We start from the raw sequence: 23623 nt of genomic DNA on the forward strand, positions 1-23623 counted from the left end.
AAGGGAGGTCTAGGATGGGGGCGTTTGCCCCAGTTCCCCCCCCCGCCCCCCGGAGCCCCCATGCACGACCCCCTCATCCACGTGCGCGGCGCCCGCGAGCACAACCTCCGCGACGTCGACGTCGACCTCCCCCGCGACTCCCTCGTCGTCTTCACCGGCGTCTCCGGCTCCGGCAAGTCCTCCCTCGCCTTCGGCACCCTGTACGCCGAGTCCCAGCGCCGCTACTTCGAGTCCGTGGCCCCCTACGCCCGCCGCCTCATCCACCAGGTCGGCGCGCCCCGGGTCGACGAGATCACCGGGCTGCCCCCGGCCGTCTCCCTGGAGCAGCGCCGCTCCGCCCCCTCCTCCCGCTCCTCGGTCGGCACCGTCACCACCCTCTCGAACTCGCTGCGCATGCTCTTCTCCCGCGCGGGCGACTACCCCGAGGGCGCCGAGCGCCTCGACTCCGACGCGTTCTCGCCGAACACCGCCGCCGGCGCCTGCCCCGAGTGCCACGGCCTGGGCCTGGTCCACCGCACCACCGAGGCCCTCCTGGTGCCCGACCCCTCCCTCTCCGTCCGCGAGGGCGCGATCGCCGCCTGGCCCGGCGCCTGGCAGGGCAAGAACCTCCGCGACGTCCTGGACACCCTCGGGTACGACGTCGACAAGCCGTGGCGCGACCTCCCCCAGCAGGACCGCGACTGGATCCTCTTCACCGACGAGCAGCCCGTCGTCACCGTGCACCCGGTCCGCGACGCGGGCCGCATCCAACGCCCTTACCAGGGCACGTACATGAGCGCCCGGCGCTACGTGCTGCACACGTTCGCCGACACCAAGAGCTCGTCGCTGCGCGCGAAGGCCGAACGCTTCCTCACCAGCGACCCGTGCCCGGCCTGCGCCGGACGCCGGCTGCGCCCGGAGTCCCTGGCCGTCACCTTCGCGGGCCGTACGATCGCCGAGCTGGCCGCACTCCCCCTGTCCGAGCTGGACCGCGTCCTGCGAGCGGGGGTCACCGGCGAGACCGCCCGGGTCCTCACCGAGGACCTGCGCGCCCGCATCGCCGTCGTCACGGAGCTGGGCCTCGGCTACCTCGGCCTGGACCGCACCACCCCCACCCTCTCCGGCGGCGAGCTGCAACGGCTGCGGCTGGCGACGCAGTTGCGGTCCGGCCTGTTCGGCGTCGTGTATGTCCTGGACGAGCCGTCCGCAGGTCTGCACCCCGCCGACGCGGAGGCGCTCCTCGTCGTGCTCGACCGGCTGAAGGCCGCGGGCAACTCCGTCTTCGTCGTCGAGCACCACCTCGACGTCGTGCGGCGCGCGGACTGGCTGGTGGACGTGGGTCCGGCGGCGGGCGTGCACGGCGGCCGCGTCCTGTACAGCGGCCCGCCCGCCGGTCTCGCCGACGTGCCGGAGTCCGCGACCCGCCCCCATCTGTTCGCCCACGAGCCCCTGCCGGTACGGGAGGTCCGCACGCCGTCCGGCCGGCTCGGGCTGGGCCCGGTCACCCGGCACAACCTGCACGCCCTGGAGGCCGAACTCCCGCTGGGCGTCCTCACCGCCGTCACCGGCGTCTCGGGGTCCGGCAAGTCCACCCTCGCCGCCGCGATCACCGAGGAACTTCCCGGTGTGCAGCGGCTGGTGACGGTGGATCAGAAGCCGATCGGCCGGACACCGCGCTCCAACCTGGCGACGTACACCGGTCTCTTCGACGTGGTGCGCAAGCTGTTCACGGAGACGGAGGAGGCCAGGGCGCGCGGTTACCGGGCGGGCCGGTTCTCCTTCAACGTGGCAGGCGGGCGCTGCGAGACCTGCCAGGGCGAGGGCTTCGTCTCGGTGGAGCTGCTCTTCCTGCCCAGTACGTACTCGCCCTGCCCGGACTGCCACGGCGCGCGCTACAACCCGGAAACCCTCCAGGTCACCCACCGGGGCCTGAACATCGCCGAGGTGCTCGACCTCACCGTGGAGCGGGCGGCGGAGTTCTTCGCCGACGCCCCCGCCGCCGCCCGCAGCCTGCGCGCCCTGCTGGAGGTCGGCCTCGGGTACCTGACGCTGGGCCGGCCTGCGACCGAGCTGTCCGGCGGCGAGGCGCAACGGATCAAGCTGGCCAGTGAGCTGCAGCGCGCCACCACCCGGCGCGGTCACACCGTGTACGTTCTGGACGAGCCGACGACGGGTCTGCACCCGGCGGACGTCGAGGTCCTGATGCGCCAGTTGCACGGGCTGGCCGACGCGGGCCACACGGTGGTCGTCGTCGAGCACGACATGTCCGTGGTCGCGGGCGCCGACTGGGTGATCGACCTGGGGCCCGGCGGCGGCGACGCGGGCGGCCGTGTCGTGGCGGCCGGCCCGCCGCGCGAGGTGGCCCAGGCGCAGGACAGCCGGACCGCCCCCTACCTGGCCAGGGAGTTCGCGGGCGGGGCGTAGCCGGCGGTGTGCCCGTCCGCGGGCCGGCGCGGGCTCACCGCTTCGCCTTCCGGTTGGCCCGCAGCCATTCCTTGTTCATGGCCGCGATCGACGGCAGCGGAATCCCCTTCGGGCAGGCGGTGGCGCACTCCCCGGCGAGGGTGCAGCCGCCGAAGCCCTCGGCGTCCATCTGCGCGACCATGTCGAGCACGCGGGTCTCGCGCTCGGGGGCGCCCTGCGGCAGGACGTTCAGGTGGTTGACCTTCGCCGAGGTGAAGAGCATCGCCGAGCCGTTGGGGCAGGCGGCGACGCAGGCCCCGCAGCCGATGCACTCGGCGTGTTCGAAGGCGAAGTCGGCGTCGGCCCTGGGCACCGGGGTGGCGTGCGCCTCGGGGGCGGCGCCGGTCGGCACGCTGACGTAACCGCCGGCCTGGATGATCCGGTCGAACGCCGACCGGTCCACGACGAGGTCCTTGACGACCGGGAAGGCGGCGGCCCGCCACGGTTCGACGTCGATGGTGTCGCCGTCGGAGAAGGACCGCATGTGGAGCTGGCAGGCGGTGGTGCGCTCGGGGCCGTGGGCGTCGCCGTTGATGACGAGCGAGCAGGCCCCGCAGATGCCCTCGCGGCAGTCGTGGTCGAAGGCGACGGGGTCCTCGCCGCGCAGGATGAGCTCTTCGTTGAGGGTGTCGAGCATCTCCAGGAAGGACATGTCGGCGGAGATGCCGTCGACGTCGTAGCGCGCCATCTCCCCGGGGGTGTCGGGGTTCTTCTGGCGCCAGACGCGCAGGGTGAGCCTCATGCGTAGCTCCGCTGGGTGGGGTGGACGTACTCGAAGACGAGGTCTTCCTTGTGCAGGACGGGGGCGTTGCCGGTGTGCTCCCAGGCGGCGGCGTACGCGAAGCGTCCGTCGTCGCGGGCGGCCTCGCCGTCCGGGGTCTGGGACTCCTCGCGGAAGTGGCCGCCGCAGGACTCCTCGCGGTGCAGGGCGTCGAGGCACATCAGCTCGGCCAGCTCCAGGTAGTCGACGATCCGGTTCGCCTTCTCCAGGGACTGGTTGAACTCCTCGCCCGTGCCCAGGACCTTGATCCGCCGCCAGAACTCCGCGCGGATCTGCGGGATGCGGCCGAGGGCCTTGCGCAGCCCCTCCTCGGTGCGGGCCATGCCGCAGAACTCCCACATCAGCTCGCCCAGTTCGCGGTGGAAGGAGTCGGGCGTGCGGTCGCCGTCGACGGCCAGGAGCCGCGCGATGCGCTCCTCGGTCTCGCGCACGGCCTCCGCGGCGGCCGGATGCGTGGCGTCGACCGGGTCCGGTGCGGCGTGCCGGGCGAGGTAGTCGTTGATGGTGGCCGGGAGGACGAAGTACCCGTCGGCCAGGCCCTGCATCAGCGCGGACGCGCCGAGGCGGTTGGCGCCGTGGTCGGAGAAGTTGGCCTCGCCGATGGCGAAGAGGCCGGGGACGGTGGTCTGGAGGTCGTAGTCGACCCACAGGCCGCCCATCGTGTAGTGCACGGCGGGGTAGATCCGCATCGGGGTCTCGTACGGGTCCTCGGCGGTGATCCGCGCGTACATGTCGAAGAGGTTGCCGTACTTGTCCTCGACCGCCTTGCGGCCCGTCCGGGCGACGGCGTCCGCGAAGTCGAGGTAGACGCCCTGCCCGCCGGGCCCCACCCCCCTGCCCTCGTCGCAGACGTTCTTCGCGGCGCGGGACGCGATGTCGCGGGGGACGAGGTTGCCGAAGGAGGGGTAGATCCGCTCCAGGTAGTAGTCGCGCTCCTCCTCGGGGATCTCGCGGGCGGGGCGGGTGTCGCCCTTGGCCTTCGGCACCCAGATGCGGCCGTCGTTGCGCAGCGACTCGCTCATCAGGGTCAGCTTGGACTGGTGGTCGCCGGTGCGCGGGATGCAGGTGGGGTGGATCTGGGTGAAGCAGGGGTTGGCGAAGTAGGCCCCGCGCCGGTGGGCCCGCCAGATCGCGGTGGCGTTGGAGTTCATGGCGTTCGTCGACAGGTAGAAGACGTTGCCGTAGCCGCCCGACGCGAGGACGACGGCGTCCGCGAAGTGGCTGGAGATCTCCCCGGTGACCAGGTCGCGCGCCACGATGCCGCGCGCCTTGCCGTCCACCACGATCAGGTCCAGCATCTCGGTGCGCGGGTGCAGCTCGACGTTCCCGGCGGCGATCTGCCGCGACAGCGCCTGGTAGGCGCCGAGGAGGAGCTGCTGACCGGTCTGGCCGCGTGCGTAGAAGGTCCGGGAGACCTGGACGCCGCCGAAGGAACGGGTGTCGAGCAGGCCGCCGTACTCGCGGGCGAAGGGCACGCCCTGCGCCACGCACTGGTCGATGATCTCCACCGAGATCTGTGCCAGCCGGTGCACGTTCGACTCGCGCGCCCGGAAGTCGCCGCCCTTGACCGTGTCGTAGAAGAGGCGGTGGACGGAGTCGCCGTCGTTGCGGTAGTTCTTCGCCGCGTTGATGCCGCCCTGGGCGGCGATGGAGTGGGCGCGGCGCGGGGAGTCCTGGAAGCAGAACTGGACGACGTGGTAGCCCTGTTCGGCGAGCGTCGCGCCCGCCGAGCCGCCCGCGAGGCCGGTCCCGACGACGATGACGGTGTGCTTGCGCCGGTTGGCCGGGTTGACCAGCTTCGCCTGGAAGCGGCGGGTGTCCCAGCGCTCGGCGACGGGCCCGGCGGGGGCCTTGGTGTCGGCGATCGGATCGCCCGTCGTGTAGTCGGCGTACGACGTGGTCATGTGTCAGCCCACCAATCCGGTCATGACCGCGACCGGCACGGAGAGGAAGCCCACGGTCAGTACCAGGGCGAGGAGGTCGGCCAGCGTCCTGAGCACGCGCTCGCGGGTCGCGCTGCCGACGCCGAGGGTCTGGGCGGCGCTCCAGAAGCCGTGCCGGACGTGCAGGCCGACGGCGAGCATGGCGACGACGTAGATCGCGTTGCCGTACCAGGTGGAGAAGGTCGCGACGACGTTCTCGTACGGCTTTCCGTGCTGCGCGTTCCCGTTGACGGTGAGCGTGGTCAGGTCGAGGAGGTGCCAGACGATGAACAGGGCGAGGATGACGCCGCCCCAGCGCATGGTGCGCGTCGCGTAGCTGGCGCGTCGGCGCCGGTGGACGTACTTCTGCGGCCTGGCCCCGAGGTCGCGCCGGCTGAGCTGGTACGCGGCCGCGCCGTGGCCGATGACGGCGGCGAGCAGCAGCACCCGCACGAGCCACAGCGCCCACTCGTAGTGCAGCACCGGGTCGCCCATGGTGCGCAGCCAGTGCGCGTACCCGTTGAACTCGTCGGTCCCGAAGAAGATCTTCAGGTTGCCGATCATGTGGGCCACGAGGTAGCCGAGCATGATCAGTCCGCTGACGGCCATGACGGTCTTCTTGCCGACGGTGGAGCCCCAGAAGCCGCGGAGTCCTGAGGCGTGCCGCACGGGCGGTTTTCGGGTGGGCGGGGTGTCCCGCCGCGTTGCCGGAGCCATGGTCCGAAACGCTAGGGCCGAAAGGCCCCAGAGGTCCAAGACATGGTCCGGCTCATGTCCATAGCTTCAGCCTATCGGCGCACTTAGACTGGGATCATGCAGTTCCAGCAGCTCCGCTATTTCGTGGCCGTCGCCGAGTTCCGGCACTTCACCCGCGCCGCCGAGGAGCTGCACGTCGCGCAGCCCTCGCTGTCCCAGCAGATCCGCTCCCTGGAGCGCGAGCTGGGCGCGGACCTGTTCACCCGGGCCCGGGGCAACATCGCCCTCACCGACGCGGGCGAGGCCCTCCTGCCGCTGGCCCGGCGCATCCTCGCCGACACGGACACCGCCCGCCGCGAGGTGCAGGAGCTGGCCCGGTTGCGCCGGGGCCGGGTCCGGCTGGGTGCGACACCGAGCCTGTGCACGGGCCTGCTGCCGGACGTGCTGCGCACCTTCCACGACGCGCACCCGGGCATCCAGCTCCTCGTCGAGGAGGGCGGCTCGCACGACCTGGTCCGCGAACTGGCGCGCGGCGCGCTGGACCTGGCCCTCGTCGTGCTGCCGCTGCCCACCCCCTCCCCCGCCCTCACCACGGTCGAACTCCTCCACGAGGACCTGGTGGTGGTCTCCTCCCCGGCGGAGCGCGCCCCGCGCCGCCCGGTGCGCATCGCTGATCTCCGCGACACCCCGATGGTGATGTTCCGGCACGGCTACGACCTGCGGGAACTGACCGTCGCCGCCTGTCGTTCGGCGGGCTTCGAGCCGGCGTTCACCGTCGAGGGCGGTGAGCTGGACGCGGTGCTGGGCTTCGTACGGGCGGGCCTCGGGGTGGCGGTCGTGCCGCGCATGGTGGCGGAGCGGGCGGCCACCGGCCTGCGGGTCACGGAGCTGGCCCGGCCGGGGCTGCGGCGCACGATCGCGCTGGCGCACCGCAGCGACGTGGCGCCTCCCCGGGCGGCACGGGAGCTGCAGCGGGTGCTGCTGGCGGCGCACGCGTAGGCGCGGCCGGTCCGCCGCACCGGCCGCACCGCCCCGTGCCCCTCAGATCGCGTCGGTCAGCACCAGCGAGTGGATGCGGTCCGGGGCGCCCGGACGGGCGTAGTACCAGCCCTGCGCGGTGTCGCAGCCGAGTTCCCGCAACTGGTCGGCCTGCGCGCCGGTTTCGACGCCTTCGACGGTGACGGCCAGCTCCAGGCTGTGCGCGAGCGAGACGATGCCCTCGACGATCTTCAGGTCGACGGGGTCGGCGGGGGCGCGCTGCATGCTCTGGGTGAAGGAGCGGTCCAGCTTGAGGACGCTCACCGGCAGCCGGCGCAGGTTGGCGAGGTTGGAGTACCCCGTGCCGAAGTCGTCCAGGGCGATGTCGACGCCCATGTCGGCGAGTTGGCGCAGCGGCTTGAGCAGGCCCTCGTCGGCTCCTATCAGCGCGGACTCGGTGACCTCCAGGCACAGGGCGCCGGGTGAGAGTCCGGCCCGCTCCAGGACCTCCACCGTGTCGGCGACGAGGCCGGGGTGGTGGAGCTGGGTGGGCGAGAGGTTGACGTTGATGCGCAGCGGGCCGCCGTCGGCGTGCCGCTCCTGCCAGACGCGGGCCTGGGCGACGGACTCCTCCAGCACCCAGCGGCCCAACGGCACGATGAGGCCGGTGTGTTCGGCGAGCGGGATGAACCGGTCGGGGCCCAGCACGCCGTGCTGCGGGTGGCTCCAGCGGACCAGGGCCTCCGCGCCGTGCACGCTGCCGTCGCCGAGGTGGACGAGCGGCTGGTACTCGATGAAGAACTCGCCGCGTTCCAGGGCGGCGGGCAGCGCGTTGGTGAGGCCGTGCCGGGTGATGGCGCGCTCGTCGGCCTCGCGGTCGGCGAACTCGAAGCGGTTGCCGCCGGCCGACTTGGCGCGGTACATGGTGATGTCGGCGCTGCGCAGCACGTCGGCCGGTCCGCGTTCGCCGGCCGGGCCCTCGACGATGCCGATGGAGCCGCGCACGGTGATCTCGCGGCCCTCCAGGTGGATCGGGGTGGCCAGCGCGGACAGTATCCGGGCGGCCAGGTCGTCCACGTCGCGGCGGGTGGTGGCGCCGGTGGTGAGCGCCACGAACTCGTCGCCGCCGAGCCGGGCGACCATCTCGCCGGGCGCGGTCGCGCAGGCCTGGAGGCGGTCGGCGACCTCCACCAGCAGGCGGTCGCCCGCGGAGTGGCCGAGGCTGTCGTTGACGGCCTTGAAGCCGTCGAGGTCCAGGTAGCACAGGCCGAAGCGGGCGTTCTCGCCGGCGGCGAGCGCCTTCTCCAGGCGTTCGAAGAACAGGGTGCGGTTGGGCAGCCCGGTGAGGGCGTCGTGGGTGGCCTCGTAGCGCAGCCGCAGGTTGAGCAGCCGGCGCTCGGTGGTGTCCTCCATCAGGGCGAGCTGGTACTGGGGGCGGCCCTCGGCGTCGCGCAGCAGGGAGACGGTGAGGTTGGTCCACAGGACGGTGCCGTCGCCCCGGTAGAAGGCCTTCTCGCTGCGGTAGTGGTCGCGTTCGCCGCGCACCAGTTCCTCGTACATCCGCCAGACCTGGGCGGAGTCCTCGGGGTGCCCCCAGTCGGTGACCTTGCGGCCCTTGACCTGGGACTCCAGGCCGCCGAACATGCGGGTCAGCGTTTCGTTGACCTCCAGGATGGTGCCGTCCAGGGCGGCGATGCCGATGCCGACGGCGGCGCCCTCGAAGACCGCCCGGAAGCGTTCCTCGGTGGCGTGCAGGGCCTGCTGGGCCTCGCTGCGGGCGCTCAGCGCGGACCGGGCGATGGCCTCCTGCTCGCGCAGGGTGCGCTCGCGCAGGGCCTTGGCGAACCCGGCGGCGATGCCGTGCTGGAGCCGGGCGCAGCGGGCCCGGTTCTCCTCGGCGACCAGCGTGGTGCCCTCGGCGGAGGTGTCCGCGCAGTACAGGACGAGGTAGGAGTCGATGACGCCGAGGGTGCGGACGAGGGCGTCGGGGTCGGTGCAGTGCGCCGCGACGAGCGCTTCCCCGACCGCGTGCGCGGGGGCGGTGTCGAAGGGCCGCCCGTGCAGGGCGGTGCCGAGCCGCCGGGCGAGCGGCAGGAGGAGCTGCTCGAACTCGGGGCGGGTCAGGGAGGTGGCGGTGGCCGGGAAGATGGCCCGGCTCCAGATGGTCGCGAACCGGCGCAGCCTGTCCTCCGGGCTGCCGGGCGCGTCGTCGTCCGTGCCGACCGCGCCGACCGCGCCGAGCACGGAGGACGGGTCGGCTTCGCCGGGCGAGGGATCGGTACGGTCGGACGGGGCCGGGGGGCGGCCGCCGTCCGGGGTCTGCGCCTGCGCGCTCACGCCGTGCGCCCCACCCCTGCGAAACCCGAGAACGCGTACGGGTCCTCCTGCGCCACGGGGGTCTCCGGGCGCCACTCGGCCATCTTCACCAGGCCGGGTTCCACCATCTCGTACCCGTCGAAGAAGCGGGCGACCTCGTCGCGCGTGCGCATGATCAGCGGGTTCTTGATCTGCCGGTAGACGTCGACGGCGCCGCCGGCCGTCTCCTGGTCGGTCGGGATGCCGTCGTACGCGGCGTGCGTGACGATCAGCAGGCTGCCGGGCGCCAGCGCGTCGCGGAGCGTGGCGACGGCGGCCTGCGGGTCGTCGGCGTCCTCGATGAAGTGCAGGACGGCGACGAGCAGGAGCGCCACCGGTCTGTCCAGGTCGAGGAGGCCCGTGAGATCCGGGGCGGTGAGGATGTCCTTGGGGGTGCGCAGGTCGGCGGCGACGACAGTGGCCAGCTCGTTGCCCGCCAGCACGGCCTGGCTGTGCGCGACGGCCACCGGGTCGTGGTCGACGTACACCACGCGGGCGCTCGGGTCGGCGCCCTGGGCGACCTCGTGGACGTTGCCGAAGGTGGGGATGCCGGAGCCGATGTCGAGGAACTGGGTGACGCCCTCGGAGAGCGCGTGGCGCACGGCGCGGCGCATGAACGCCCGGTTGGCCTGCATGACCTTGGGCAGCCCCGGCAGGAACTCCATCGCGCGGCGGGCGGCCTCCCGGTCGACCTCGAAGTTGTGCGAACCGCCCAGGTAGAAGTCGTAGATGCGGGACACGCTCGGCATCGAGAGGTCGATGCCGGGCGGGGCCCAGGCGGGACGCTCCATCAAGGTCTCCAACAAGTCGCCGCGACGAGTGCGGGCACGGAAGGGACGTCCGTGCCCGGTGTTCGAGCCGAGGCTACTGATCCGCTGCCAGCAGGGCGAGCGAAAACGGAAATTGGCGGTCCGTTCTCGGTCACACCCGAAAGCAAATACGCGGTTTCGCGGCAGCTCCGGGCGGATCTGCCGCACGCACTCGGCCCGTCGGACCCACGCGCGCGGGCCCGACGGGCCGAACTGTACGAGGAAGCGGGGCCTGGGGCCTACTTGAGGCTACCGGGGGGCGCCGACGAGCCCGCCCCGGGGAGACACGGCGTACCAAGTGCCGCCCACGCCCTGCCCGTTGGTGTCACCGGCCTTCGTGTCACCCGAGAAGGTGTAGAGCGGCCAGCAGTCGACGGTCTGCTGCTTGACGCCGTCGGGGCGGTGGTGGACGACGTACCCCTTCTGCCGGATGCCGACGGTCTTCTCCTTCGGCACCGGCGGCACGGCCGGCCACGTGGTGAGGCAGGCGCCGGTGCAGGCGCTCTTCATGGGCCAGGCGGAGTCCTTCGTGAAGCGGTAGACGGTCCTGCCCCGGGAGTCCACGACGATCTCGCCCAGTTCGGGGTCCTTGCGGACGGACATGCCGGGGAGGGCGGCGGGAGCGCCGGACGCCGCGGGCCGTCGGGCGTCCCGCGCGCCGGGGGCCGCCTTCCCGCCGTCCGGCGCCGCGGCGAACCAGGTGCCGCCCACGCCCTGCCCCTTGACGTCCCCGGCCTCGGTGTCCCGGGCGAAGCGATACAGGGGCCGGCCGCCGAGGGTGAGCTGGCGACTGCCGTCGGCGCGGGTCACCGACCCGACGGCGGAGGGATCGGTTCCGGGTACCGCGGTGGCGGCGTCGGCGGGCACCGGGGGCCAGGTCTTCGCACAGTCGCCGTCGCAACGCGACGCCGGGGGTTTCGCGGTGTCCTTGTCGAACCGGTAGAGGGTCATGCCCGCGCTGTCGGTGACCACCTCGCCCAGTCCGGCGTCGTCGCGCGCGGCGAGCTGCCCGGCCCTCCGGGGGGCGGCGGCCTTGTCGTCGCCGTACCCATAGCCCCCGCCCCCGGCGGCTGCCGGGCTGCCCACGGACCGCGCGCCGGCGGAGCCGTCTCCGTTGTCCTGACCGCACGCCGTCGTCAGTGTCAGCACCGCCGCCGCCGTCACCGCGAGCGAGACATTCCGCCAGGTACCCATGTCGACTCCCGTTTCCCGAGCTTTCCCGAAGATGGGGGGCGACGCCGCTGTGCGCCGCTCTCGGGACGGGGTACGTGCGCGGGCGGCCCGCGCGTTCAACGCCCGGGGAAAAACTTCCCACCTCTCGAACGCACGCGCTTTCTCATCTCATATGCAAATTCGAAAAAGTCCCCACCATCGAGCGAATCGATTACCTCTGCCGGGTACCGCTCGTTGAGCAGGCTCATGATGCCCCTCGTGTACGGATCACGCCGGAAGCCCGGTCCGCTCCTCGTACGTCTCCTGTCCTCGGCCGCCCTGTGCTGGCTGCTGGCGGGCTCCGTGCCCGCCTCCGCGGACAGTTGCGCCTACGCGTCCACCGACCAGGGGGTCGCGGTGTCGATCGCGGGCGGCGACAGCGCGGCCTGCTGGCCGCCGCCGGCACCACCGCCCCCTCCGCCGGAGCCCCCGCCTCCGCCTCCGCCTCCACCCCCTCCACCGCCTCCGCCGCCCCCGGACCCCAAGCCCCCGGCCCAGCCGCCGAAGCCCCCGCCGCCCGAACCGAAACCCGAACCCCCGGCGCCGCCCGCCCGGCCGCAGCCACCCGCCCCGCCCGAACCGCCCGTCCCGCCGGATCCGGTACGGGCCGCCCCCGCGCCCCCGGCGCCCGTCCCGACTCCGCCGCCCGCCCCGCGGCCCCCCGCTCCGGTTCCCGCCCCACCCGCCGCCCAGGCTCCGCCCCCGCCGAGGGCGGTCGCCCTGCCCGCCTACCGCAAACCGGCCCGCCAGCAGCCCCGGGGGCAGACCTCGATGCTGACCCTCGCCCTCATGATCACAGCGCCCGCGGTGTTCGCCGTCGCGGTCCTGCGCCCCCGCTCGTCCCGCTGAGCGGCCTCACCGAAGGAGGTTCCCCGTGTCGGAATGGCTTGTTCTGACCATCGCGATGGCCGCTGCCTGCGCCGTCGTCCTCACCATCGTCGTGATCAACAACCGCCGGATCGGCGAGGACGACGACCCGTCGGAAACGCCGGACGTCCTCGAGTACATGACGATGATGATCGGCGTGATCTACGCCATCGTCCTCGGCCTCGCCATCGCGGGCGTCTGGGAGGGCCGCGGCGCCGCCCAGGAGTCGGTGCGCCTGGAGGCCCAGGCCCTGCACGAGGTCAGCACCCGCGCCGAGGTCTACCCCGCCGAGGTCCGCACCCGGATCCGCAGCGACATCGACGCCTACGTCAGTCACGTCGTGCACACCGAGTGGCAGCACATGGTCGACCACAACGAGGTCACCGACCAGGGCGACGACCTCCTCGCGCGCGTCCGCCAGGACGTCACCCTCTACGCCCCGAAGACCGACCTGGAGGGCCAGGCCTACCAGCCCCTGGTCGACCAGGTCGCCGCCGCCGACGACGCCCGCGACCAACGCGCCCAGAACACCGAGGCGACGATGCCGCCCATCGTCTGGTTCGGCCTGATCACCGGCGCACTGATCACGGTCGGCCTGATCTTCACCCTGCAAATCCGGCGCACCCCGCGGGAGTTGCTGCTCGCCGGGCTCTTCAGCGTGATGATCGCCTTCCTGCTCTTCCTCATCTGGGACCTCGACGCCCCCTTCGGCCACGGGATCGCCGCCACCCCGGACCCCTTCGTGAACAGGTTCCCGGGCGCCGCATAGCGCGGACACCGCCACGCGGCGCCCCACCCAGCCCCACCGGGCGGCTCCTGCCCGGTGGGGCTGCGTCAGGAGGGGGCGCCGGACGGCTCGCCCAGGGTGTGCAGGCAGTCCCGTACGGCATGCGCCTGCGACGGATCCGCGATCAGCGCGACGTGGTTGTCCGGGCGGACCAGGACCAGGGCGTCACCCGTGATGCCGTACGCGGTCCTGGCGTGGCCCGCGGTGTCCGCGAGGTCGCTGCGCGGGCCCGCGTCCAGCGCGTACGCGTGGAGCCGGTCGCTCCGCCGGGGCAGGGCGCGGGCCGCTCGCGCGCCGAAGGCGAGCAGGGTGACGTGCGGGCCCGCGAAGACTTCGAACAGGCGCACGGGAGCCCCGGTCCGGGCGTCCGCGCACGGGGCGTCCGGGGCGCGGTCGCCCGGCCTGAGCGGGGTGTCGACGGTGGTGGGCGGGGCGAGGGAGCTCCAGCGGTAGCCGACGCCGAGGCCGCTCATGGCGTCCGTGATGCCCACGTCCAGGCCGCCGCCCGGCCGCTTGATCGCGGCCAGGACCATGTCGAGCCCGCGGGAGGTGAGGTCCAGGGTCCGGGCGGCCACCGGGAGGCGTTCCTCTTCGTAGGTGTCGAGGAGCGCTTCGTCGGCCCGGCCCGTCGCGACCGCCGCCAGCTTCCAGCCGAGGTTGTACGCGTCCTGGATGCCGGTGTTCATGCCGAGTCCGCCCGCGATGGGGTGGACGTGCGCGGCGTCGCCCGCCAGCAGGACGCGGCCCGCGCGGAAGCGGTCGGCCATCCGGACGTTGACGCGGTACGTGGACAGGAGCGCGGCCTCGGTGAGGGTGGCGCCGGGGAGACGGGCGTGCCGGTCGAGGAGGCGCTGGAAGCCGTCGCGGGAGGGCGGTACGGGGGTGCCGTCCGCGGCGCGCTCGGGCCCGGCCTGGAACCACCAGTGCGCGGCGGTGCCGGGGATCGGGCAGAGCATGACCGCGCCGTCCTCGTCGAACCACTGGTGCCAGTGGTCCCGGCTCAGGCCGTCCGCACCGGTCAGGGCGACATCACCGGTGACCATCACCTGCTCCTCGCGGGTGTCGCCCTCGAAGGTGGCGCCCATGAGCTTGCGCACGCGGCTGTGCCCGCCGTCGCAGCCGACGAGGTACCGCGCCTCGATCGCCTGCCCTCCGGCGGTCCGCGCGAGAACGGCCGTCGTCGATTGCTCGTACGAGACGATCTCCACGCCCAGTTCGACGCGCACCCCGTGGGCGGCGAGGCGGTCGCGCAGGATCTCCTCCAGCTTCCACTGGGCGAGCAGCCACCCCCGGTCGTACGGGACGTCGGGCGTCGGCCGCCGGCCCGCCCAGGGGTCGGCGTCGGCGACGGGGAGGCCGTCCCGGTACTTGCGCATGGGGACCGGCGCGCGTCCGCCGTCCAGCACCGCTCGGACGACGCCGAGGTCTTCGAGCACTTCCAGGGAGCGCTGGTTCGGACCCTTGGCCCGGGAACTGCGCGGGAATTCCGGGGACTTGTCGACCACCCGGACGGATGCGCCGCGCCGGGCCAGGTCCAGCGCCAGGGTCAGCCCAGTCGGGCCGGAGCCCACGATCAGCACGCTCGTCGTCATCTCGGTTCCTCCGTCGCGAATGCGGTCGGCCACGGCTCCGTACCCCGGGAAGAACACCACAACCGAGAATCAAATGCAACCGAGTAACGTTTTGCGACGTCATCTTCACCTGCGGCGGCGCCAGGGGCTCCGCCTCCCTGACCGCGGCGGGCGGTGCGGCGGTGCGCCGCCGGGCGGCGGGCGCCCGCCGCCACTGACGCGCCGCCGACGGTGCGCACACCGATGGGCCCGAGTCCGGTACGGGGGCTCGGGCCCATCGGCGCAGGGGGCTCTCCGCGCGGCGGTCAGGTCCGGCCGCCCGGGGTGTCGCGGCGGCGGGCCACGAAGATCGCGCCGCCGAGCGCGGCGGAGGCCACCAGGCCCGCGCCGACGGCCACGTCCGTGTCGCTGGGTCCGCGTGAGCCGCCGAGGCCGCCGTGCGCGCCGCGTCCGGCGAGGACGGTGAAGCGGTGGGTGGCGACCATCGTGTCGTCGCTGCACTTGACGGTCAGGTCGTAGTGGCCGGGGGCGGCGTGGTCATGGATCCGGGCCGACGCATACCCCTTGGTCCCGGCCGACAGGCCGACCTGCGAGAAGGCGTCGGACGTCACGGTCCCGCCATGGTCGCAGCCGGTCGCCGCGATCGAGATCGTCCCGCCCTGGTGCACGGAGTACGGGTTGACCGTGACACCGCCGGGCCCTTCGGCCGCCGGCGCCGCCGGAGCCGAGAGGGCGAGGGCCGTGCAGGCGAGCGCGGTCGCCGCGTAGGCACGTGAAGCACGCATCGTGGAACCTCCTGGGAAGACGCTCCGGGGCGGTGCTCCGGGAGATTCGACGAGGACGCCTTCCATGACGAACCATCACGTCGGCCCTCAGTGCCCGCACTCCGCACTGGGCCGGACCGGTGACGTAACGGACCGATCCGGTGACGGGCACCTGACGCCCCCTCACCTGACAGCACGTCATCTCACGGTGCGTCAACTGTCGTGCCCGCCACCCGTTCGCCCCGCGCACCTCGCCGCCCCGGCAGGGCGCGCTTAGCGTCCGTACCAGAACGGCGGGACCGTGCACAGCGGGCCGGCCGGGCGCGACGAAGGGAGCGGCAGCATGGGGCACCACCGGCAGGAATGGCGCGGCGCGCACCCCCGGCGGCGTCCGCCGTGGGGAGTCCTGGCGCTGGCGATGCTCACCGGGCTCGCCCTGTTGCGCAACGGCAGCGAGATCGACTTCGGACCGCCCCAGCCCGCGGCGGCCGCCGCCCGGGACAGCGGCTCCGACGGGTCCGCGGCGCGGCCGGCGGCGCACGGGGCGGCCCCGCTCGCGTACGCGCCCGCCGCCCGCGTCCGCATTCCCGCGCTGCGGGTGGACGCGCCGACCGTGGACGTCGGGCTCGACCCGGAGGGCTGGATCGAGGCCCCTCCCCCGCAGGACGCCAACCTCGCGGGCTGGTACCAGAACGGCGTCTCCCCCGGCCAGAACGGGACGGCCGTCGTCGTCGGGCACGTCGACAACGCTACCGGCCCCGCGGTCTTCTTCGGCCTGGGAGCGGTCGGGAAGGGCCAGCGCGTCGAGGTGGACCGCTTCGACGGACGCACCGCGGTCTTCGAGGTGTACGGGGTGGAGGTGTACGCCAAGGAGGACTTCCCCGGCTCCCGGGTCTACGGCGGCACCGGACGCCCGGAGCTGCGGGTCATCACCTGCGGCGGGGGCTACGACCGGGACAGCGGCTACGCGGGGAACGTGGTGGTCTTCGCGCGACTGGTGGCCACCCGGTAGCCCCGGGCGGCCACCGCACCCGCTAGGCGTCCTGCGGGACCGTGATCCGGTACCCCTGGTCCAGCAGTTCGGGCAGGTAGGTGCGCAGCGCCCGCACCGTGCCGCTCCGGTCGCCGCCCGCGTCGTGGGAGAGGACGACGACCCCCGGGCCGGCCCCGGCCCGCACCCGGCGGACGATCGCCTCGCTGCCCGGTTCGGTCCAGTCGAGGGTGTCCGTGGTCCAGCCGAGCGGTTCCATGCCGAGGTCCGCGCCGATCTCGAAGGAGGCCCGGTTCCAGGCCCCGTACGGCGCCCGGTACCAGCGGGGTGCCTCGCGGACCGCCTTCTCCACCACGTCGCTGGTGCGCGCCATCTGGGAGCGGATGCGCGAGCGGGGCAGCTTGGGCATCAACGGGTGCGACCAGGAGTGGTTGCCGATCACATGGCCGTCGTCGACCATCTCGCGCAGCAGGTCCTGGTTGTCTACGGCCATCTCGCCGCAGACGAAGAACATGGCGCGCGCGCCGTGCCGGCGCAGTGTCCTGAGGATGGCCGGGGTGTAGCGGGGGTCGGGTCCGTCGTCGAAGGTGAGGACCATGGTGCGCCCGGGGGCGTCCATCCGCAGGAACGGTCTGCGCCGCACCGGCGGCCGCGCGGGGCGCGTCCCCGGTGCGGCGTACGCGGTCATGGGGCGCAGCCGGTACGCGGACGGCTTGAGCGGCGCGGCGGCCCGGGGCGGACCGGCGGCGGGCGGGGGCTCGGCCGGGGCCGGGGAGACGGGCGCGTCGCCCGGGTCGGCGGTCAGCACGTGCACGGTGGCCGCGGCTCCGACGCAGGCGGCGAGGCGCAGGACGCCGCGACGGCCGAGGAAGGAACGCCCCCCGGCCTCGCCGTGGGCGCCGCCGCCGGCGCCCTCGCCGGAAATCGACTGCTGATCTTCTTTCATGACTAATGCCTCGCACGCCGTGGCGTGCGAGGCATCGATCCACTCCGGGCGCGGGTCCCGATTGCACCCGTTGGAACCACGTCACCGAGTGCGGCGCCGGCCGCGTCCCCTGCCGGTCAGCGGCGCACCAGCGGGAACGGCAGCGTCTCGCGGATGGTGCGGCCGGTGAGGAACATGACCAGGCGGTCGACGCCGATGCCGAGCCCACCGGTCGGCGGCATCGCGTACTCCAGCGCGTCGAGGAAGTCCTCGTCGACCTCCATGGCCTCCGGGTCGCCGCCCGCCGCGAGCAGGGACTGGGCCGTCAGGCGGCGGCGCTGCTCGACGGGGTCGGTCAACTCCGAGTAGGCAGTGCCGAGTTCGGTGCCGAAGGCGACCAGGTCCCAGCGCTCGGCGAGGCGCGGGTCCGTGCGGTGCTGGCGGGTGAGCGGGGAGACGTCGGTGGGGAAGTCCTTGTAGAAGGTGGGCAGCGTGGTGCGCTCCTCCACGAGGCGTTCGTACATTTCCAGGACGAGGTCGCCGCGGGTGTTCTCCGGGGTGTGCGGAACGCCCGCGCTGTCGCACAGCCGCCGCAGTTCGGGCTCCTCGGTGTCGGCGTCGATCTCCTCGCCGAGGGCTTCGGAGACCGCGCCGTACAGCGTCTTGACCGGCCAGACGCCGGAGATGTCGTGCTCGACGACCTTGCCGTCGGCGTCGGTCCTGCGGGCGACGGGCGCGCCGAAGGCGGCGGTGGCGGCGCTCTGGACGAGCTCGCGGGTGAGGTCGAGCATCACGTCGTAGTCGGCGTACGCCTGGTAGGCCTCCAGCATCGTGAACTCGGGGTTGTGCTTGTAGGAGACGCCTTCGTTGCGGAAGGTGCGGCCCATCTCGAAGACCTTCTCCATGCCGCCGACGCACAGCCGCTTGAGATAGAGCTCGGGGGCGATGCGCAGGTAGAGGTCGAGGTCGTAGGCGTTGATGTGGGTGGTGAAGGGGCGGGCGTTGGCGCCGCCGTGGATCTGCTGGAGCATCGGCGTCTCGACCTCCAGGTAGCCGCGCTCCAGCAGGCCCTGGCGCAGCCCCTGGACGACCGCCGAGCGGGAGCGCACCACCTCGCGGGCGTCGGGGCTGGCGACCAGGTCGACGTACCGCTTGCGCACCTTGGCCTCGGGGTCGGTGAGGCCGAGGCGCTTGTCGGGCAGCGGGCGCAGGCACTTGCCGGTGAGCTGCCAGGCGGTGACGAAGAGGGTCAGCTCGCCCTTCTCGGACGTGCCGATCTCGCCGGTGACGGACACCAGGTCGCCGAAGTCGACGTCGGCGGTGAACCGGTCGAGGACGTCCTTGCCCGAGCCGTCGCGGGTGAAGGCGATCTGGAGGTCGCCGGACCAGTCGCGCAGGTCGGCGAAGACGACGCCGCCGAAGTCGCGGACGACCATGACGCGGCCCGAGACGGTGGCGCTCTCCGCGGTACGGGTCCCGGGCGCGGCCGTCGGGTGCGCGGCCCGGATCGCGGCGACGGTGTGGGTGGCGGCGGGCACGCCGACGGGGTAGGGGTCGGTGCCCTGGGCCCGCAGCCTGGTGAGCTTGCGGTGGCGGACGCGGATCTGCTCGGGCAGGTGGGCGACGGGGTCGGCGTTCGCGTCGGCGGCGGGGCCGGACAGGCCGAGCGCCTCGATGGGGGGCAGGCCCGCGGTGCTGGCCGGGTTGGTGAACGTACGGCGCGGGGAGTGGCCGCGGCCCCACATCTTGCGCAGGCTCGGCACCGCGACGAAGCCCTCGGCGATGCCGGAGGCCAGCGAGACCCGGGCGAGGGAGCCCGCGTCGCCGTAGCACAGGAAGCGCGGGTACCAGGCGGGCTGGTACTTCACGTTGGAGCGGTAGAGCGCTTCGAGCTGCCACCACTTGGAGAAGAACAGCAGCAGCCTGCGCCACAGCCGCAGGATGGGACCTGCGCCGATGCGCGCGCCCTCCTCGAAGGCGGAGCGGAAGACGGCGAAGTTGAGGGAGACCCGGCGGATGCCCAGCTTGGGCACCTGGGCGCAGATCTCGGCGACCATGAACTCCATGACGCCGTTGGGCGCCTGCCGGTCGCGGCGCATCAGGTCCAGCGAGATGCCGTCCTTGCCCCAGGGCACGAAGGACAGCAGGGCGATGAGCGTGCCGTCGGCGTCGAAGGCCTCGGCGAGGAGGCAGTCGCCGTCCTCGGGGTCGCCGAGCCGGTCCAGCGCCATGGAGAAGCCGCGCTCGGTCTCGGTGCCGCGCCAGGCGTCGGCGCGGTCGATGATCTGCTCCATCTCGGCGTCGGAGAGGGCGGAGTGGCGGCGGATGCGGGTGGTGGCTCCGGTGCGCCGGACCCGGTTGACGGCCTGCCGGGTGACGCGCATGTCGCGGCCGTCGAGGTCGAAGGAGGCGACGTCGAGAATGGCCTCGTCGCCGAGCTGCATGGCGCTGAGTCCGGCGCGGGCGAACGCGGTCGCGCCCTCCTCGGACGCGCCCATCACGGCGGGCGCCCAGGCGTACCGCTTGGCCATCTCCAGCCAGGCCTCGATGGCCTGCGGCCAGGCCGCCTTGTCGCCGACCGGGTCGCCGGAGGCCAGCGACACGCCGGCCTCCACGCGGTAGGTGACGGCGGCGCGCCCGTTGGGGGCGAAGACGACGGCCTTGTCGCGGCGGGTGGCGAAGTAGCCGAGGGAGTCCTGTTCGCCGTACGCGCCGAGGAGGGCCCGCAGGCGGGGCTCCTCGTCGCCGTGCAGGGCGGCCTCCATGCGCTGCGAGCGGAAGAGGGTGGCCGCGGACGCCAGCAGGGCGAGCGCGCCGAAGAGACCGAAGAGGAAGTAGAGGAAGCGGGGGCCGTGGCCCTCGAAGTCGCCGTACAGCACGCCGCCGAAGACGCGGACCAGCACCCAGGGCACCCGCTCGTCACTCTTGAGGGTGCCGGGGAACAGGGAGATCAGGCCCCAGCCGACGAGCACGGCGGCGGCCAGCGACACCAGGAGGACGCCCAGCGCGCGCCGGACCGCGCCGTGCCGGGACGCCGCGTAGAACTCGCGGCGGGCCCGGATCAGCACCACCAGCGCGGCGACGGCCGCCACGGCGGACGCCAGGTGCGCCCGCCAGCCCTCGTCGATGACGAAGAGGATGTCGCCGACCAGCAGCAGCACCAGATAGGCGACCACCAGCCACCAGGCGATCTTCTTGCGCGAGCCGACGGCGGCGGCCAGCAGGAAGAAGAACACGGCGTACGCCAGGTTGGCGCTGACGGGGACGGTGATGTACTCCAGCAGTTCGGTGAAGGGCCGCACCAGTCTGCGCAGCGGCTGGCTGATCGCGAGCAGGGCGCAGTACAGACCGAGCAGACCGAAGAAGGTCGCGAATCCGTCGGGGACCCTGCTGAGGAAGCGGTTGCGGCTGGTGGGAGTCTCCTCCACGGTGACACTCATGGAGGGAACTCTAGGGATCGCCGGGACCCCACGCCTCCCGGGGTAGGGCGTTTCACCTGCGGGTGGGTCTCTTTTCGGCCCGTAAGACCGTGTGTGCGCCGCTCGTTCCGGACCGCGCGCCGTATCGGGATAACCTCCGCTCTGTGACCGAACAGCCCGAACAGCAGCACCACTCCTTCGAACGCGGCACCGACGGCCCCAAGGTGATCGTCGCCGGAGTGGACGGCTCCCCGTCGTCGCTGCGCGCCGCCGCCTACGCGAGCGGGCTCGCCCGGCGGCAGAACGCGCTGCTCGCCCTCGTGTACGTGCAGCCGCTGGTTCCGGCGGGCGCGGCGCTCGGCGCGCCGGTCGCCGGGACCACCGAGGAGATCGCCGAGGAACTGATCGCGGAGATCCGGCAGGCGGCGGAACGCGTGAAGGGCATCTTCGAGGTGCGCTGGGAGTTCCACACCTTCCGCGGCGATCCGTACAACGGTCTGGTCACGGCCGCCGACGAGCTGACGGCGGACGCGGTGGTGGTGGGCGCGTCGGAGTCGGCCGGACACCGGTTCGTGGGGTCGGTGGCGGTACGGCTGGTGAAGGCGGGCCGCTGGCCGGTCACCGTCGTGCCCTGACCGGCCCCGTCGGCGCGGCCCGTCCGGCCGGGGTCAGCGCCCCGCCGTGAGGCCGTGCCGTGCCGCTCCCCGGCTGAGCACGACCCGGTGGATGTGGGCGCGGACGTCGTCGTGACCGGAGCCGGGGGAGCCGAGGTTGAGGACCCGGTTGGAGTTCAGGTCGAAGTACTGGGGGACGAACTCCGCCCTGCTCACCTCCCAGCGCCTGCCCGGGGCCACGGGCGGGACGAAGGTGAAGCGGCCGATGCTGCTCATGTTGCCGCGGTCGTCCCGGGCGCCGGAGTGGTCGACCATCATCCCGGCGATCTGGTCGCCCATCCCGTAGACGACGTACGTCCCGTTGACCTTCTCGTACGCCTGCGGAACGTGCGCGTGCGTGCCCAGGATCAGGTCGATGTCCGGGCGTCCCGCGGTGGCCGACGCGGTGAGGGCGCGGCCGAGGGAGAGCTGGTCCTCGTCGGGCTCCTCCTGCCACTCGGTGCCCCAGTGCAGCGAGACGACGACCACGTCGGCTCCCGCCTTCCGGGCGGCGCGCGCGTCGGCGACGATCGTGTCGCGGTCGATGAGGTCGACCGCCCAGGGCCGGTCCTCGGGGAGCGGAGGGCCGTTCGTGCCGTACGTGTAGGCCAGCTGGGCGACCCGGGCGGCGCCGGCCTTCAGCAGCGCCGGCCGGGCGGCTTCGGCCGCGGTGCGGGCCGAGCCCGCGTGGGCGATCCCGGCCTCGTCCAGCGCGTCCAGGGTGCGGCGGATTCCGGCGGGGCCGTCGTCCAGGGAGTGGTTGGAGGCGGTGGAGCAGGAGTCGTAACCGGTGGCGCGCAGCCCGGCGGCGACCTGGGGCGGGGAGACGAACGCCGGGTAACCGCTGTAGGGACCGTCGGCGTCGCCGTAGACCGTCTCCATGTGACAGATCGCCAGATCGGCCCGGGAGACGACGGACTTGACGCCCGCGAGCATCGGGGCGAAGTCGTAGCCGTCACCGCCCGCGTCGGCGCGGGCCTGCCGGATGATCGAGTCGTGCGGGAGCACGTCGCCCGAGGCGACCAGGGTGAAGCCGCGCTGCGGAGCGCCGGGCGGCCCGGCCGCGGGCGCCGATGTGGTGGCGGGGGTGGTGGTGCAGGCGGTGGCCCCGAGCGTCAGGGCGGCGATCGCGGCCACCGCGCACCGGCGTTTCGCCGGTCGTCGGGGCGGGGCGGAGGCCGACGGGGACGTCAACACCGTGCGCTGCTTCATCGGACCGACTTCCCTCGGGTGGAAATGTCTCGAACATGCGCTGGACATGCGTAAGGAGAATCCATCCGGGGGCGCTCGTGAAGTCAAGGGACTCGACGGCCGGGCGCGGGCAAGAGCGCCCGAACAGCCCCGGAGCGGGCCTCCGCTCGCCCGGCGCGGGCCGTCGACCGTTCGTCGTACCACTCGTCGCACGGCTCGACCGTTCGTCGCACGCACCGGCCGCCTGCTCGCACGCTGCACACCGCCTGCCAGCACCGGCGCACACCGACGGTTATCTTCGCCCCTGAGCTCGGCCGGGCTGTGACCGCCGTCACCCCTTCCGGCCGCCCTCTCCACCCCGTCCTGTGCTTCCCGTTCTGTTTCCGGCGTCCCGCCCCTCCCGTCCCGCCTCTCTCCCCGCCCGCTCGCCCGAAGGAGCGTCAACGGTGACCACCTCCCCGCCCCTCGCCCGCCGCACCGACGAACGCGCCCTCGCCGCGCTCCAGCGCGAGCACGGCCCCGCGCTCTTCGGCTTCCTGCTCGGTCTCACCCACGGCGACCGGCAGCGCGCCGAGGACCTCGTCCAGGAGACGCTGGTACGGGCCTGGCAGCACCCGGAGGCCCTCGCCAGCGACCACGACTCGATGCGGCCGTGGCTGTTCACGGTCGGGCGGCGGCTCGCGATCGACGCCCGGCGCGCCCGCCGGTCCCGGCCGAGCGAGGTCACGGCCGAGGTGCTGGACCACTCCCCCGTGCCGGTCGACCTCGCCGAGCGCTCGGCGACCGAACTCGACGTGCGCCGGGCAGTGGGAGCGCTGCGCACGGAGCACCGGGAGGTCCTGGTGCAGGTGTACTTCCGGGGGCGTTCGGTGGCGGAGGCGTCCACCGAACTGGGCATTCCGGAGGGAACCGTGAAATCCCGTACGCACTACGCGCTCCGGGCACTGCGCACCGTGCTTCCGGGATACGGCGCGGGGGCCGACCGGCGCACGGGCCGCGGTGCGGCCTGAGCCCGCCCCCCCGGGCCTCGGCCGAGAACACGTGCGTCACACCTGCACCGGCGGTACACCCCTTCCTCCCCCGCCACGGGCTCGGCACGACTATTTCGAAAGCACGGCGTCAAGTTCGGTAAAGACGCCCCGCCAAACCCCTCTCAGCGTGAAAGCTCTTCGCCGGGGCCCCCGTCCGGAGCCCCGGACACCGTAAGCACGACTGGAGAAGGTGGAATGCTGTGCTGCCCGAGAGCGCCAATGGCACCGG

The 23623-nt window shown here is 73.2% G+C and carries 18 protein-coding genes; 7 read left to right on the plus strand and 11 right to left on the minus strand.

Features of this window, described 5'->3' with window-relative positions:
• The first annotated feature begins 60 nt into the window (after positions 1-60).
• Entirely contained in the window at positions 61-2403 is a 2343-nt protein-coding gene (locus ACZ56L_RS27485) for an ATP-binding cassette domain-containing protein (RefSeq protein WP_468691200.1), read from the plus strand.
• Between the two features lie 34 nt (positions 2404-2437).
• On the opposite strand, the gene ACZ56L_RS27490 is transcribed toward ACZ56L_RS27485, so the two are convergent.
• Genes ACZ56L_RS27490 through ACZ56L_RS27500 form a run of 3 tightly spaced genes read right to left on the minus strand, consistent with a single transcriptional unit; the run spans position 2438 to position 5862 of the window.
• Positions 2438-3184, minus strand: a complete 747-nt coding sequence (locus tag ACZ56L_RS27490; RefSeq protein WP_401761452.1) for a succinate dehydrogenase/fumarate reductase iron-sulfur subunit — start codon at positions 3182-3184, stop codon at positions 2438-2440.
• Complete coding sequence (locus tag ACZ56L_RS27495) at positions 3181-5127, minus strand: fumarate reductase/succinate dehydrogenase flavoprotein subunit (protein WP_471066993.1); 1947 nt, start codon at positions 5125-5127, stop codon at positions 3181-3183. The genes ACZ56L_RS27490 and ACZ56L_RS27495 overlap by 4 nt, the downstream gene beginning before the upstream one ends.
• Before the next feature lie 3 nt (positions 5128-5130).
• Positions 5131-5862 carry a succinate dehydrogenase cytochrome b subunit gene (locus ACZ56L_RS27500; RefSeq protein ID WP_401761448.1) on the minus strand — a complete coding sequence of 244 codons (732 nt, stop codon included), beginning with the start codon at positions 5860-5862 and terminating at the stop codon, positions 5131-5133.
• 96 nt (positions 5863-5958) lie between these two features.
• Between ACZ56L_RS27500 and ACZ56L_RS27505 the strand changes: the two genes are divergently transcribed.
• Positions 5959-6840 carry a LysR family transcriptional regulator gene (locus ACZ56L_RS27505; RefSeq protein ID WP_468691202.1) on the plus strand — a complete coding sequence of 294 codons (882 nt, stop codon included), beginning with the start codon at positions 5959-5961 and terminating at the stop codon, positions 6838-6840.
• A 42-nt stretch (positions 6841-6882) separates the two neighbouring features.
• Here ACZ56L_RS27505 and ACZ56L_RS27510 read toward each other — a convergent pair whose 3' ends face one another.
• The 3 genes from ACZ56L_RS27510 to ACZ56L_RS27520 all read right to left on the minus strand — a co-directional run bounded on the left by ACZ56L_RS27510 (position 6883) and on the right by ACZ56L_RS27520 (position 11177).
• Entirely contained in the window at positions 6883-9063 is a 2181-nt protein-coding gene (locus ACZ56L_RS27510; RefSeq protein ID WP_345226731.1) for a putative bifunctional diguanylate cyclase/phosphodiesterase, read from the minus strand.
• Positions 9064-9152: 89 nt separating this feature from the next.
• The gene (locus ACZ56L_RS27515) at positions 9153-9965 is read right to left on the minus strand and encodes an SAM-dependent methyltransferase (protein ID WP_471066995.1); all 813 of its coding nucleotides are present in this window, start codon (positions 9963-9965) and stop codon (positions 9153-9155) included.
• Between the two features lie 267 nt (positions 9966-10232).
• Complete coding sequence (locus tag ACZ56L_RS27520; RefSeq protein ID WP_471066997.1) at positions 10233-11177, minus strand: SCO0930 family lipoprotein; 945 nt, start codon at positions 11175-11177, stop codon at positions 10233-10235.
• A gap of 228 nt (positions 11178-11405) precedes the next feature.
• Here ACZ56L_RS27520 and ACZ56L_RS27525 point away from each other — a divergent pair, with 228 nt between their 5' ends.
• Together ACZ56L_RS27525 and ACZ56L_RS27530 are read left to right on the plus strand one after the other, a co-directional pair.
• On the plus strand, positions 11406-12044 hold the full coding sequence (locus ACZ56L_RS27525; protein ID WP_468691252.1) for a hypothetical protein: 639 nt from the start codon (positions 11406-11408) through the stop codon (positions 12042-12044).
• 25 nt (positions 12045-12069) lie between these two features.
• Complete coding sequence (locus tag ACZ56L_RS27530) at positions 12070-12831, plus strand: bestrophin-like domain (RefSeq protein WP_345225842.1); 762 nt, start codon at positions 12070-12072, stop codon at positions 12829-12831.
• Between the two features lie 65 nt (positions 12832-12896).
• Here ACZ56L_RS27530 and ACZ56L_RS27535 read toward each other — a convergent pair whose 3' ends face one another.
• A complete protein-coding gene (locus ACZ56L_RS27535; protein WP_471066999.1) occupies positions 12897-14441 on the minus strand; it encodes an FAD-dependent oxidoreductase in 1545 nt (514 codons plus the stop codon).
• Between the two features lie 284 nt (positions 14442-14725).
• Entirely contained in the window at positions 14726-15205 is a 480-nt protein-coding gene (locus ACZ56L_RS27540; protein ID WP_468691211.1) for a hypothetical protein, read from the minus strand.
• 322 nt (positions 15206-15527) lie between these two features.
• Here ACZ56L_RS27540 and ACZ56L_RS27545 point away from each other — a divergent pair, with 322 nt between their 5' ends.
• Entirely contained in the window at positions 15528-16196 is a 669-nt protein-coding gene (locus ACZ56L_RS27545) for a class F sortase (protein WP_401761440.1), read from the plus strand.
• 22 nt (positions 16197-16218) lie between these two features.
• Here the strand turns inward: ACZ56L_RS27545 and ACZ56L_RS27550 are convergent, their stop codons facing one another.
• Positions 16219-17121 (minus strand): polysaccharide deacetylase family protein, encoded by a 903-nt coding sequence (locus ACZ56L_RS27550; RefSeq protein ID WP_468691214.1) that lies wholly within the window; start codon positions 17119-17121, stop codon positions 16219-16221.
• Between the two features lie 116 nt (positions 17122-17237).
• Positions 17238-20540: a bifunctional lysylphosphatidylglycerol synthetase/lysine--tRNA ligase LysX gene (gene lysX / locus ACZ56L_RS27555; RefSeq protein WP_471067002.1), complete on the minus strand. Its 3303-nt coding sequence runs from the start codon at positions 20538-20540 to the stop codon at positions 17238-17240.
• Positions 20541-20683: 143 nt separating this feature from the next.
• Between lysX and ACZ56L_RS27560 the strand changes: the two genes are divergently transcribed.
• Entirely contained in the window at positions 20684-21154 is a 471-nt protein-coding gene (locus tag ACZ56L_RS27560) for a universal stress protein (RefSeq protein ID WP_471067004.1), read from the plus strand.
• A 33-nt stretch (positions 21155-21187) separates the two neighbouring features.
• Here the strand turns inward: ACZ56L_RS27560 and ACZ56L_RS27565 are convergent, their stop codons facing one another.
• Entirely contained in the window at positions 21188-22384 is a 1197-nt protein-coding gene (locus ACZ56L_RS27565; protein WP_471067006.1) for a CapA family protein, read from the minus strand.
• A gap of 425 nt (positions 22385-22809) precedes the next feature.
• On the opposite strand from ACZ56L_RS27565, the gene ACZ56L_RS27570 reads away from it, so the two are divergent.
• Complete coding sequence (locus ACZ56L_RS27570; protein WP_471067008.1) at positions 22810-23373, plus strand: sigma-70 family RNA polymerase sigma factor; 564 nt, start codon at positions 22810-22812, stop codon at positions 23371-23373.
• Positions 23374-23623: the final 250 nt, after the last annotated feature.

The organism is Streptomyces sp. NPDC039736 (genome assembly GCF_055596485.1).

Coding starts and splice junctions, on each gene's coding strand:
- ACZ56L_RS27540 (WP_468691211.1), bottom strand. CDS start 15,205: ATGCGTGCTTCACGTGCCTACGCGGCGACCGCGCTCGCCTGCACGGCC.
- ACZ56L_RS27515 (WP_471066995.1), bottom strand. CDS start 9,965: ATGGAGCGTCCCGCCTGGGCCCCGCCCGGCATCGACCTCTCGATGCCG.
- ACZ56L_RS27490 (WP_401761452.1), bottom strand. CDS start 3,184: ATGAGGCTCACCCTGCGCGTCTGGCGCCAGAAGAACCCCGACACCCCC.
- ACZ56L_RS27535 (WP_471066999.1), bottom strand. CDS start 14,441: ATGACGACGAGCGTGCTGATCGTGGGCTCCGGCCCGACTGGGCTGACC.
- lysX (WP_471067002.1), bottom strand. CDS start 20,540: ATGAGTGTCACCGTGGAGGAGACTCCCACCAGCCGCAACCGCTTCCTC.
- ACZ56L_RS27500 (WP_401761448.1), bottom strand. CDS start 5,862: ATGGCTCCGGCAACGCGGCGGGACACCCCGCCCACCCGAAAACCGCCC.
- ACZ56L_RS27525 (WP_468691252.1), top strand. CDS start 11,406: ATGCCCCTCGTGTACGGATCACGCCGGAAGCCCGGTCCGCTCCTCGTA.
- ACZ56L_RS27565 (WP_471067006.1), bottom strand. CDS start 22,384: ATGAAGCAGCGCACGGTGTTGACGTCCCCGTCGGCCTCCGCCCCGCCC.
- ACZ56L_RS27520 (WP_471066997.1), bottom strand. CDS start 11,177: ATGGGTACCTGGCGGAATGTCTCGCTCGCGGTGACGGCGGCGGCGGTG.
- ACZ56L_RS27545 (WP_401761440.1), top strand. CDS start 15,528: ATGGGGCACCACCGGCAGGAATGGCGCGGCGCGCACCCCCGGCGGCGT.
- ACZ56L_RS27485 (WP_468691200.1), top strand. CDS start 61: ATGCACGACCCCCTCATCCACGTGCGCGGCGCCCGCGAGCACAACCTC.
- ACZ56L_RS27550 (WP_468691214.1), bottom strand. CDS start 17,121: ATGAAAGAAGATCAGCAGTCGATTTCCGGCGAGGGCGCCGGCGGCGGC.
- ACZ56L_RS27495 (WP_471066993.1), bottom strand. CDS start 5,127: ATGACCACGTCGTACGCCGACTACACGACGGGCGATCCGATCGCCGAC.
- ACZ56L_RS27505 (WP_468691202.1), top strand. CDS start 5,959: ATGCAGTTCCAGCAGCTCCGCTATTTCGTGGCCGTCGCCGAGTTCCGG.